Source organism: Nocardioides pyridinolyticus (assembly GCF_054653575.1).
Map to the genome: position 1 here is coordinate 1 of NZ_BAAIFY010000010.1, position 11,846 is coordinate 11,846.

Consider the following 11,846-nt stretch of genomic DNA (forward strand, 5'->3'; position numbering starts at 1 on the left):
GTGCTGGCGCTTGCTGGTGTGACCATCTGGACCATCGCCAGCCGGCGAGCCTCTCGGCAGCACGGGTCGTCGGACCGGTGAGCTCGGCCACGAAGTCGACGGTCTACCGCTCTCACTGCAGGGCGATAGACCGGTCGGCTTCCGGCACGGTCGTGACGTGGGAGGACAGATGATCCGGCCTTCACGGGCGGTCTTCGCAATGGCGGTCGCTGGGTTGATCCTGTCCGTGACCCCTGTGTCCGCCGGCTCGGCTGCTGCAGATCGCGAAGCACTCGAAGATGCAACACGTGACGTTTGGTCTCCCGTCGGCGGACGCACGTTCAGCCATGAAGGCTCGGTCGTCAACACCGACCTCGAGAGGACGGTAGTTCGTCACTCGCCCCGAGCAGTTGTCGCAATCGCGCGGTATGTGGAGCTCCGTTCCCGCGCGTCGGATGAGATCACGTTCTATGGCTACCTCCGCACGAGCCGTGCGCGCACCTTCGAAGTCGTTGTCGAGGTCGACTGGCTTGGGCGAGGTGCGGACTATCTCCTCTTGCAGCACGGTCGGAACAACGATGTCTCCGTCGTCAACTGCAAACGACTCGGCGGAAGGACTAGCTTCGCGCGAGAAACTCTGCGGATAAACATTCCCCGCAGTTGCGTCGGACGACCACGCTGGGTGCGTTTCCAGGGCGTTGCGGAGTCATACACGGAGCGCGGCGGGCGATTTCTCGATCAGGTCATCGGTACCGGGGCACGCCCGAAAGGCTGGAGTCCACGTATTCGCGCGTAGCGCCACGCCACCACAGCACATCACTTCGTGCCCACCCGCTGCGGAGAGACACATCTCGCCACACGCGTCCGGCACGGCATGGGTGTGGCCCCGCCAGCGGTGCCGGCGGGGTGTGGGTCAGTCGATATGTCGGTGGTGGACGAGGCCCATGGGGCTGGTCCATTGGATGGTGTGGGGGTCGAGGAGCTGGTAGGTCCAGCCGCCGGTGGTCTTGAGGCGGTGGTGGCCTCGGCAGAGCGGGAAGAGGTTGGCGGTGGTGGTCGCCCCGGACGGGTAGGGGTCGCGGTGGTCGAGGTCGCAGCCCCGGGCGGGGCGGTCGCAGTCCTTGAACACGCAGGTGCGGTAGCGGAGCCGGGCCTGTTCCTTCATCAGCGGGGTGGGTGAGTAGGCGTCGGTGGACATCTCCTCGGCCAAGTCGAGCACGGGTCGGATGGTGACCCGGGTGCCGGCCTCCTGGCACCACTCGCGGACCTGCCCGGGGGTGACGACGGACCGGGTGTTCTCGACCTCGACCATCGCCTGCCCGGGCCGGGTGTGGGCGTAGAGCACCAGCTCCCGCTGGGCGGGGCCACCGGTGCCGGTGGTGCCGGCCATGCCCAGGGCCATGGAGCGGCGCACGTCGAGGGGGATCGCGGGGTCGAGGGTGGCGGCGGTGGCGGTGAGGAACTCGTCGAACGCGAGCGCGTCGGCGAGCCCGGCCCAGGCGGTGATGGGGACCTGGCCGGTGGCGGTGATGCCGCGGTACTGGATCTGGACGCCGCGTTGCTCGGCCTCGGCCAGGCGACGCCGCTCGGTCTCGGCGGGGTCGTGCTCGGCGCGGGCCTGCTCGACCTGGCGTTCGATCTCGGCCCACGAGCACCTCTTCGCGACGATCGCGAGCCGCTGGTCGACCGCGGCAGCCGCCTCGGGGGAGAGGGTGCGGGTGTCCTGGGCGATCTTGCGGGCCTTGAACACCGCCACCTCCCCGGCCATCACCCGTCCCCAGATCCGCGGGAGCCGGTGACACAGCTCGATGGCGTCGCCGATGAGCCGGGCGCCGGGTTCGTGCTTCGTCCCGATCGCGAGCGCGAACTCGGCCACCGCGGACTCATCGATGGTGGGGGCGCCGACGCCGGCCAGCTCCAGGGGCTGCATGCCCCACTCGATCTGCGGATCCGGGTCGCCGGGGTTCAGCTGCGCCCACTGCACGGCCTGGACCAGCTGCTCGACCTGCGCGTCCGCGATCACCGTCGCGGTGTCGCGGGCAGCGGTCAGCACCTCGTCGGCGCGGGTGCTCGTGGTGGCTGCCATGGATCAACCCAAGCAGGGGGCACCGACATTTCGGTGCCCAGATCCCTTGTTTTGACCGGGATATGGACACCTTTCAGATTTTTTCTGGAGTGGTCCGAGACAGGTGCCCGGGCGCTCGTCTCCACCACCGGGCGCGCCTAGCCGCAGGCCGGGAAGCCGCGCCGACCCGAGCGAACCCTGCCCGCGTTGCTGCCTGTCGGCGGCCAGACCGCGCGGACCCGCAGCCCGCGCACACCCAGGTGGTGGTGGCTTCGAGACGAGCGCCAGAGCGCCTCCCTCAACACCCCGTACTACACGAACGCGTTGACGCCCGTCTCGGCGCGACCGATGAGGAGCTTCTGGATCTGCGAGGTGCCTTCGTAGAGGGTCATGACGCGCGCGTCGCGGAGGTACTTCTCGGCCGGGTGCTCGTCGACGTACCCGGCGCCGCCGTAGACCTGGATCGCGTTGTTGGCGGCGCGGACGGCGGCCTCGGAGGCGAACAGCTTGGCCTTGGACGCCGCCACCCGGAAGGACTCACCACGATCGATCAGGTCGGCGCAGCGCCAGACGAGCAGGCGCGCGGCGTCGGCGTCGACGGACATGTCGGAGATCAGCTCCTGCACCAGCTGGAACGACGCGAGCGGCCGGCCGAACTGGGTTCGTGAGGTGGCGTAGGAGACCGACGCCTCCAGGCAGCCCTGGACGATGCCGACGCAGCCGGCGGCGACGGAGACCCGGCCCTTGTCGAGGGTGGTCATCGCGATCTTGAAGCCCTGCCCCTCCTCGCCCAGGCGGGCCGAGGCCGGCAAGCGTACGTCGGACAGGAAGAGCTCGGCGGTGGCCTGGCCGCGTAGGCCGAGCTTGCCCTTCACCTCGCGCGCCTCGAAGCCCGGCGTGTCCGTCGGGACGAGGAACGCCGTGACGCCGCGCGGACCGTCGTCGCTGGTGCGGGCGAAGACGAGCGCGACGTCGGCCCAGGTGCCGTTGGTGATGAACAGCTTCTGCCCGTTCAGGACGTAGTCCGACCCGTCGCGGCGGGCCCGCGAGGTGAGGTTGCCGGCGTCGGAGCCGGTGTCGGGCTCGGTCAGCCCGAAGCAGCCGAGCGAGGTGCCGGCGGCGATCCGGGGCAGCCACTCCTGCTTCTGCTCCTCGGTGCCGAAGCCCAGCACCGACTTGCCGAACAGCCCGTTCGAGACCGACACGATCCCGCGCAGCGCGGAGTCCGCGCGGCCGAGCTCCTCCATGCCGAGCACGTAGGTGAGGTAGTCGCCGCCCAGACCGCCGTACTCCTCGGGGATGGTGAGGCCGAAGAACCCGATCTCGGCCATCTTCGGGATGATCGCGAGGTCGACCTGCTCGTCGCGGTCCCACTGCGTGCGGTGCGGCACCGCCTCGCGGTCCAGGAAGTCGCGGGCCAGCGAGCGGAACGCCTGCTGCTCGTCGGTCAAGGTCAGGTCCATCTCATGCTCCGTTCGCGGGAGCCGCGTGCCGGGCGATCTCGGCCTTGGCCAGCGAGTTCTTGTGCACCTCGTCCGGGCCGTCGGCGAAGCGCAGCGTGCGGATGCCGGCGTACGCCGCGGCGAGCGGGAAGTCCTGGGACAGCCCGCCGGCGCCGTGCACCTGGATCGCCTTGTCGAGGATCCACTGCACGGTCTGGGGAGTCGCGATCTTGATCGCCTGGATCTCGGTGTGCGCGCCGCGGTTGCCGACGGTGTCCATCAGCCAGGCGGTCTTGAGCACCAGCAGCCGCAGCTGCTCGAGGCGCACCCGGGACTCGGCGATCCAGTCGCGCACGACGCCCTGCGCCGCGATCGGACGCCCGAAGGCGACCCGCTGGGTCGCGCGCTGGCACATCAGGTCGATCGCGGCCTCGGCCACGCCGATCGACCGCATGCAGTGGTGGATGCGCCCGGGGCCCAGGCGGGCCTGGGCGATGGCGAACCCCGCACCCTCCTCGCCGATCAGGTGGGACGCCGGCACGCGCACGTCCTCGAACAGGAGCTCGGCGTGGCCACCGTGCTCGTGGTCGTCGTACCCGAACACCTCCATGCCCCGCTTGATCGTGAGGCCGGGGGTGTCGCGCGGGACGAGGATCATCGACTGCTGCCGGTGCCGCGAGGCCTCGGGGTCGGTCTTGCCCATCACGATGAAGATCTCGGCGTTCGGGTTCATCGCGCCGGTGATCCACCACTTGCGGCCGTTGAGCACGTACTCGTCGCCGTCACGCTCGATCCGCGTCGCGATGTTGGTGGCGTCGGAGGACGCGACGTCCGGCTCGCTCATCGCGAACGACGAGCGGATCTCCGCCGCCAGCAACGGCTTCAGCCAGCGCTCCTTCTGCTCGGGCGACCCGAACAGCGCGAGCACCTCCATGTTGCCGGTGTCGGGCGCCGAGCAGTTCAGGGCCGGCGGCGCGAGGTGCATCGCGCGGCCGGTGATCTCGGCGATCGGCGCGTACTCGAGGTTGCTGAGGCCGGGGGAGTCGGCGTGCTCGCGGGGCAGGAAGACGTTCCAGAGCCCCAGGTCCCGCGCCTCCTGCTGGAGCTGCTTGAGCACCGGGACCGTCGACCACTCCCAGCGGTCCTCCTGGGCCGCGAGCTGGTCGTGGAAGGCCTGCTGCGACGGGATGATCCGTTCGGCCAGGAAGCTCTCGGCGGTGGCGATGAGCTGCTGCGTGCGGCGGTCGTGCGCGAAGTCCATGTCAGTCTCTCGGTTCAGTCGTGGTCGAGGGCCTCGAGGCCCGCGGTGATCAGGGGGTCGAAGCCGGCGCCGATCTGGTCGAAGCCCTCGCCGACCGTCGCGCCCTGCCGGAAGCGGAAGCTGATCCCCTCGAGGATCACCGCTAATTTGAAGTAGGCGAGTCCGAGGTGCCATCTCATTTGCCTGGCCATGTCGCCGAGGTCGCGGCCGCGGGCGGCGGCGTACGTCGCGAGGTGCTCCGCGCCCGACGGGTAGCCGGGGGCCTTCGCCACGTCGGACACGAGGCCCGCCGAGGGGAGCGACGACAGCCGGTCGTAGACGAGCAGCAGCGCGAGGTCGGTGCGGACGTCGCCGAGGGTGGCCATCTCCCAGTCCACGACCGCCTTCACGTGGTCGTCGTCGCCGGTGAGCAGGTTGTCGAGGCGGTAGTCGCCGTGCACGATCCCCGCCCAGGTGTCGTCGTCGGCGGGGACCCGCGCGGTGAGCCGGCGGTGCAGCTCGTCGGCGGCGGGCCGGTCCTGGGTCCTCGAGCCCTCGAGCTGCTTGCCCCACCGCCGCACCTGTCGCTCCAGGAAGCCGGCGGGCCGGCCGAACCCGGCCAGCCCGACCGCGGCCGGATCGACCGTGTGCAGCCGCGCGAGCACGCCGACCATCTCGCGCGCGATCGCCGCGGTCCGCTCGGCGCCGAGGGCCTCGAGCTCGCTGGCCTGTCGGTACGCCGTGCCGAGCACCCGCTCCATCACGTAGAACGGCGCCCCGATCACGTCGGGGTCGGCGCAGTGCGCGTAGGTCCGCGGCACGGGTACGTCGGTCGCCGCGAGCGCCGACATCGCGGTGTACTCGCGACCCATGTCGTGCGCGGTCGCCTGCACGTGGCCCAGCGGCGGCCGGCGGACGATCCACCACGACGAGCCGTCGGTGACCTCGTAGGTGAGGTTCGACCGGCCGCCCGCGATCACGCGACCGGACAGCTCGCCGGCAATCTCGCCGGGCCGCTGCCCGTCGTACCAGGCGCGGAACGCCGCGAGGTCGAGTCCCGGGGTCTCCTCGGTCGTCCCGGCCATCAGTCCAGCGCTCCTGCCTCGTCGACCTTCTGCTGGAGGCGGCGCATGCCGTCCAGCCACTTCTCGGTGTCGCTCGCGCGGACGGCGTAGTAGCCCGCGACCTCGGGGTGGGGGAGCACGAGGAACCGGCCCTCCTCGATCGCCGCGACGGCCGCGTCCGCGACCTGCTCCGGCTCGAGCGCGGTGTCGCGGGAGAGCAGTGCCTGCAAGGGCCCTGCGTCCTCGAGCATCTGCGTCTTCACGCCCTGCGGGCAGATGGCGTGCACGTCGATCCCGCGCGCGCCGTAGGTCACCGAGAGCCACTCGGCGAAGCCCACGGCGGCGTGCTTGGTCACGGAGTACGGCGCGCTGCCGATCATCGTGAGCAGGCCGGCCGCCGACGCCGTGACGACGAACCGCCCACCGCCGCCGTCCGCCAGCCATCGCGGCACGAGCGCGCGGGCCGCGCGGACGTGCGCCATCACGTTGACGTCGACGACCCGGACCCAGACGTCGTCGGGGGTCTGCAGGCTGTCGGGCCCGCCCGCGCCGTCGATGCCGGCGTTGGCGAAGAACACGTCGACCCGGCCGAGCGTCTCGGTCGCGGCGTCGATCAGGGCGTCGGGAGCGGTGACGTCGCCGGCGATCGCGGTGCCGCCGATCTCGTCGGCGACGGCCTGCGCGTTGCCGGCGTCCAGGTCGTTGACGACCACCCGCGCGCCCTCCTGGGCAGCGCGGAGCGCCAGGGCACGGCCGATGCCGCGGCCGGCGCCGGTGACGACCACGCCCTTCCCGGCGAGGGCACCCATCAGACGCCGCCGGTGAGCGTCACGCCGCCGTCGAGGGTGACGGTCTGCCCGGTGACCCACCCGGCCTCGTCGGAGAGCAGGAACGCGACCGCACCCGCGACGTCCTCGGGCACGCCGAGCCGGCGCATCGGGTACTGCGCGGCGACGTCGGCCTCGCGGCCCTCGTAGAGCGGCGTGGCGAACGCGGTCTTGACGATGGCGGGCGCGACGGCGTTGACCCGGATCGCCGGGCCGAGCTCGACCGCGAGCGTCTCGGTGAGGCTGATCATCATCGCCTTGGAGGCGCCGTACATGCCGATCATCGGCGCGGGCCGCACCCCCGAGACGGACGAGATGTTCACGACCGAGCCACCGTGCTCCTGCATCCAGGCGCGGTACGCCGCCTGGGTCCACGCCAGCGCGCCCAGCGCGTTCACCTCGACGGTCTTGCGCGCGGCGCCGAGGTCGGAGTCGATGAGCGGGCCGGCGACCGGGTTGATGCCGGCGTTGTTCACCAGCAGGTCCAGGCTGCCGAACGTCTCGACGGTGCGGCGGACCGCCTCCTCGCGGTGCTCGGGGTCGTCGGCCTTGCCGGCGACGCCGATCGCGTGGCGGTCCCCGCCGAGGGCGGCGACGGCCTCCTCGAGCGACTCGGTCCTGCGCGCGGTGAGGCAGACCTTGGCGCCCTCCTCGACGAGCCTCTGGGCGATCCCGAACCCGATGCCGCGGCTCGCGCCGGTGACGATGGCGACCTTGCCGGCCAGTCCCTGCACGTTCTCCTCCTTGCTCGATGACTAAGCGCTTGCTTACCATGCTCCCGATGAGCGCGTCCACCCCGGCACCCGACGCCCGGACCCGACTGGCCCGGGCGGCGATCGACGCGTTCGCCGCGCGGGGGTTCCACGGCACCACCACGCGCGACATCTCCACGACCGCGGGCATGAGCCCGGCGGCGATGTACGTGCACCACCGGTCGAAGGAGGAGCTGCTCTTCGAGCTCGCGCTGGCCGGCCACCAGCGGGTGCTGGAGCTGGTGCGCTCCTCGGTGACCCGCTCGGACGACCCGGTGACCCAGCTCGGGGACCTGGTCGAGGACTTCGTGCACGACCACGCCGTCGCCCACACGGGCGCGCGGGTCATCAACTACGAGCTCGCCGCGCTCTCGGAGGAGCACCGGGCCGAGGTCCTCATGGTGCGCCACCAGATCGACCTGGTCCTCCGCGACGTCGTCGACCGGGGCGTTGCGGCCGGGGCGTTCACCACCCCCGACCCACGGATGACCACGCTGGCGATCCTCTCGCTCGGCATCGACGTGGCGCGGTGGTACCGCGACGAGGGCCGGTGGACCCCTGACGAGGTCGCCGCGCACTACCGACTCCTGGCCCTGCGCATGGTGGGGGCCTGAGCGACTGGCACCATCGGCGCATGACCTACGAGCCCGCCGAGGACCGGTACGACACCGATGCCACCGGGATGCAGTACCGGTTCACCGGCCGCAGCGGCCTCCGGCTGCCGGTGATCTCGCTCGGCCTCTGGCAGAACTTCGGCACCGACCGTCCCGAGGAGACCCAGCGCGCGATCCTGCGCCGGGCCTTCGACCGCGGCGTGACGCACTTCGACCTCGCGAACAACTACGGCCCGCCGTACGGCCGGGCCGAGGAGAACTTCGGGCGCTACCTGCGCGACGACTTCGCCGGCCTGCGCGACGAGCTGGTCATCTCGACCAAGGCGGGCTGGGACATGTGGCCCGGGCCGTACGGGCAGGGCGGCGGCTCGCGGAAGTACGTCCTCGCCTCGCTCGACCAGTCGCTGGACCGGCTCGGGCTCGACTACGTCGACATCTTCTACAGCCACCGCTTCGACCCGGACACGCCGGTCGAGGAGACGATGATGGCGCTCGACCAGGCCGTGCGGCAGGGCAAGGCGCTGTACGCCGGCATCTCCTCGTACTCCGCCGCGAGGACCAACGAGGCGGCGTCGATCGCGCGCGACCTCGGCACGCCGCTGCTCATCCACCAGCCGTCGTACTCCATGCTCAACCGCTGGATCGAGGAGGACCTGCTCGACGAGCTCGAGCAGCAGGGGATGGGCTGCATCGTGTTCACCCCGCTGGCGCAGGGCCTGCTGACCGACCGCTACCTCGACGGCGTGCCGGAGGACTCGCGCGCGGCTCGGCAGCAGTCGACGCTGCCCGGCGACCACCTCGACGAGGCGACGCTGAGGCACGTCCGTCGCCTCAACGAGATCGCGCAGGGCCGAGGGCAGAAGCTGGCGCAGATGGCGCTCCAGTGGGCGGTCCGCGACCCTCGCGTGACCTCGGCGGTGATCGGCGCGAGCTCGGTCGAGCAGCTCGACACGAACCTCGACGCGCTGAGCTTCCCGCCGCTCTCCGCCGACGAGCTGCGCGCGATCGACGAGGACGCGGTGGAGGCCGGCGTCAACCTGTGGGCCAAGCAGACCGAGGAGTAGCCGGCGGCAAAACCGGGTGACCGGTCCGCGCCCGATGACGGAGAATCCTTCGACGTGGGACACGTGGACGTGGCTGGGGTGCGGTACGAGCTGCCCGACGGGAGAGTGCTGCTGGACGACGTGTCGTTCCGGGTCGGGGAGGGCGCCAAGGTCGCGCTGGTCGGCGCCAACGGCGCCGGCAAGACGACCCTGCTGCGCATCATCACCGGAGAGCTGGCGCCGCACGCCGGTGTCGTCACCCGCTCCGGCGGGCTCGGTGTCATGCGGCAGAACGTCGGTGCTGCGCTCGGCGACGACCCGACCGTCGCCGACCTGCTGCTGAGCGTCTCGCCGCCGCGGGTCCGCGAGGCCGCCGCCGAGCTCGAGCGCTGCGAGCTGGCGCTGATGGACACCGACGACGAGAAGACCCAGATGGCCTATGCCCATGCGCTGTCGGACTTCGCGGACGCCGGTGGCTACGACCTCGAGGTCACCTGGGACGTGGTGACGATGGCGGCGCTCGCGCTGCCCTACGAGCGCGCGAAGTACCGCACGCTCGGCACGCTCTCGGGCGGCGAGCAGAAGCGCCTGGTGCTCGAGTTCCTGCTGCGGGGTCCCGAGGAGGTGCTGCTGCTCGACGAGCCCGACAACTACCTGGACGTGCCCGGCAAGATCTGGCTCGAGGGCCGGATCCGCGAGTCCGACAAGACCATCCTGATGATCAGCCACGACCGCGAGCTGCTGAACAACACCGCGACCCGCGTCGTCACCGTCGAGCTCGGACATGCCGGCAACACCGTGTGGACGCACCCCGGCGGGTTCGCGGCGTACCACGACGCCCGCCGCGACCGGTTCCTCCGCTTCGAGGAGATGCGCAAGCGCTGGGACGAGGAGCACGCCAAGCTCAAGCAGCTGGTGTTGCACTACAAGATCAAGTCCGAGTACAACGACGGCATGGCGTCGCAGTACCGCGCCGCCCAGACCCGGCTCCGGAAGTTCGAGGAGGCCGGCCCGCCGACCGAGCAGCCACGTGAGCAGCAGGTGACGATGCGGCTCACCGGAGGCCGCACCGGCAAGCGCGCGGTCGTCTGCGAGGACCTCGAGCTGACCGGCCTGATGAAGCCGTTCGACCTCGAGGTCTGGTACGGCGAACGCGTCGCGGTGCTCGGGTCCAACGGCTCGGGCAAGTCCCACTTCCTGCGGCTGCTCGCGATCGGCGGCACCGACCCGGACGTCGAGCACCGGCCGGTCGGCGACGTCGAGATCAAGCCGGTGCTCCACCGGGGCAGGGCCAAGCTCGGTGCGCGCGTGCGCCCCGGTTGGTTCGTGCAGACCCACGAGCATCCCGAGCTGATCGGCCGCACGCTGCTGGAGATCCTGCACCGCGGCGACGGTTCGCCGAACGGCCGCGCCGGCATGGGCCGCGAGCAGGCCGCCCGGGTGCTCGACCGCTACGAGCTGGCGCACGCGGGTGAGCAGCGGTTCGAGTCGCTCAGCGGCGGCCAGCAGGCCCGCTTCCAGATCCTGCTGCTGGAGCTCTCCGGCGCGACCCTGCTGCTGCTCGACGAGCCCACCGACAACCTCGACGTCCAGTCCGCCGAGGCCCTCGAGGAGGGGCTCGGGGCGTTCGAGGGCACGGTGCTCGCGGTGACCCACGACCGCTGGTTCGCCCGGGGCTTCGACCGGTTCCTCGTCTACGGCGCCGACGGCGACGTCTACGAGTCCGACGGCCCCGTCTGGGACGAGGGTCGGGTGCGGCGGGTCCGATGAGCGACCTCCGGATCGTCCCGCTCGACCCGTTCGACCGCGACGCCTTCGACGCCTGGCACCACGCCTACCTCCTGGCCGAGTCGGCCTCCGGCGCCTCGTCGCCGTGGCAGCTCGAGGAGATCCGGGTGCTGATGCAGGAGCCGAGCCAGCGGTACCTCAAGCTCGGCTGGTCCGGCATGGTCGACGACCGGGTCGTCACCGCCGGCTTCCTCCGCGCCCCGCTCCAGGACAACCTCGACCGCGCCGAGGTCGCGGTGCACACCGTGCCCGACGCCCGGCGGCGCGGGTACGGCGCCGCGATGCTCGCGCACCTCGAGGACGCCGCCCGCGAGCGCGGCCGCACGATCCTCGTCGGCGAGGCCGCGTGGCCCTACTCCGACGGTCCCGACGGCGGGGAGGCGCCCGGTGTCCGGTTCGCGGCCGCGCACGGCTTCGACCTGGCGCTCGGTGACGTGATGCGCGAGCTCCGGCTCCCGGTCGCGGACGGGGTCCTCGACGAGCTGACGGCCGAGGTGGCGGCGTACCACCGCGACTTCGAGCTGCGGAGCTTCGTCGGGCCGGTGCCGGACGAGCTGCTCGCGGGGTGGGCCCGGCTGGTGTCGTCGCTGATGACCGAGGCGCCGACGGGCGACCTCACGGTGGAGGACGAGGCCGCGGACCCGGCGCTGGTGCGGGAGACCGAGCAGCTGCTCGAGCGCCAGGGGCGGCGGAAGTACAACACCGTCGCGCTGGACCGCTCCGGCGACGTGGTCGCCTACACCGACCTCGCGACGACCATCCACGAGCCGGGCCGGGCCTACCAGTGGGGCACGCTCGTGCGTCGCGACGCCCGCGGCCACCGGCTCGGGCTGGCGGTGAAGCTGGCCAACCTCCGGCTGCTCCAGGACGAGCGACCGGACATTGCGCTCGTCCTCACCTACAACGCCGAGGTCAACACCCACATGATCGCCGTCAACGAGCGGCTCGGCTTCACCCCGGTCGCGCGGCTCGGCGAGTTCCAGAAGCGGCTCTGAACACCAAGGGCCCCACCGCACGACGAAGACGGGTAGA

At 71.5% G+C, this 11,846-nt stretch carries 10 protein-coding genes; 4 read left to right on the forward strand and 6 right to left on the reverse strand.

What is annotated here, in order from left to right; translation table 11 throughout:
* Positions 1 to 892 precede the first annotated feature (892 nt).
* The 6 genes from ACYQ0U_RS10715 to ACYQ0U_RS10740 form a co-directional block, all read right to left on the reverse strand.
* Entirely contained in the window at positions 893 to 2,065 is a 1,173-nt protein-coding gene (locus tag ACYQ0U_RS10715) for an HNH endonuclease signature motif containing protein (RefSeq protein WP_459972530.1), read from the reverse strand.
* A gap of 290 nt (positions 2,066 to 2,355) precedes the next feature.
* A complete protein-coding gene (locus ACYQ0U_RS10720) occupies positions 2,356 to 3,507 on the reverse strand; it encodes an acyl-CoA dehydrogenase family protein (protein ID WP_459972532.1) in 1,152 nt (383 codons plus the stop codon).
* Position 3,508: 1 nt separating this feature from the next.
* Positions 3,509 to 4,747 carry an acyl-CoA dehydrogenase family protein gene (locus tag ACYQ0U_RS10725; protein ID WP_459972534.1) on the reverse strand — a complete coding sequence of 413 codons (1,239 nt, stop codon included), beginning with the start codon at positions 4,745 to 4,747 and terminating at the stop codon, positions 3,509 to 3,511.
* Between the two features lie 14 nt (positions 4,748 to 4,761).
* Positions 4,762 to 5,811, reverse strand: coding sequence for a phosphotransferase family protein (locus ACYQ0U_RS10730; protein ID WP_459972535.1), 1,050 nt, complete (start codon positions 5,809 to 5,811; stop codon positions 4,762 to 4,764).
* Positions 5,811 to 6,599 carry an SDR family NAD(P)-dependent oxidoreductase gene (locus ACYQ0U_RS10735; protein ID WP_459972537.1) on the reverse strand — a complete coding sequence of 263 codons (789 nt, stop codon included), beginning with the start codon at positions 6,597 to 6,599 and terminating at the stop codon, positions 5,811 to 5,813. The genes ACYQ0U_RS10730 and ACYQ0U_RS10735 overlap by 1 nt, the downstream gene beginning before the upstream one ends.
* Positions 6,599 to 7,351, reverse strand: a complete 753-nt coding sequence (locus tag ACYQ0U_RS10740; protein ID WP_459972539.1) for an SDR family oxidoreductase — start codon at positions 7,349 to 7,351, stop codon at positions 6,599 to 6,601. Before ACYQ0U_RS10740 ends, ACYQ0U_RS10735 begins: the two co-directional genes overlap by 1 nt.
* 47 nt (positions 7,352 to 7,398) lie before the next feature.
* Between ACYQ0U_RS10740 and ACYQ0U_RS10745 the strand changes: the two genes are divergently transcribed.
* Genes ACYQ0U_RS10745 through ACYQ0U_RS10760 form a run of 4 tightly spaced genes read left to right on the forward strand, consistent with a single transcriptional unit; the run spans position 7,399 to position 11,809 of the window.
* Positions 7,399 to 7,983 carry a TetR/AcrR family transcriptional regulator gene (locus tag ACYQ0U_RS10745; RefSeq protein ID WP_459972541.1) on the forward strand — a complete coding sequence of 195 codons (585 nt, stop codon included), beginning with the start codon at positions 7,399 to 7,401 and terminating at the stop codon, positions 7,981 to 7,983.
* A 20-nt stretch (positions 7,984 to 8,003) separates the two neighbouring features.
* Positions 8,004 to 9,047 (forward strand): L-glyceraldehyde 3-phosphate reductase, encoded by a 1,044-nt coding sequence (mgrA, locus tag ACYQ0U_RS10750; RefSeq protein WP_459972543.1) that lies wholly within the window; start codon positions 8,004 to 8,006, stop codon positions 9,045 to 9,047.
* 54 nt (positions 9,048 to 9,101) lie between these two features.
* Entirely contained in the window at positions 9,102 to 10,796 is a 1,695-nt protein-coding gene (locus ACYQ0U_RS10755; protein WP_459972547.1) for an ABC-F family ATP-binding cassette domain-containing protein, read from the forward strand.
* Complete coding sequence (locus ACYQ0U_RS10760; protein ID WP_459972549.1) at positions 10,793 to 11,809, forward strand: GNAT family N-acetyltransferase; 1,017 nt, start codon at positions 10,793 to 10,795, stop codon at positions 11,807 to 11,809. Before ACYQ0U_RS10755 ends, ACYQ0U_RS10760 begins: the two co-directional genes overlap by 4 nt.
* Positions 11,810 to 11,846: the final 37 nt, after the last annotated feature.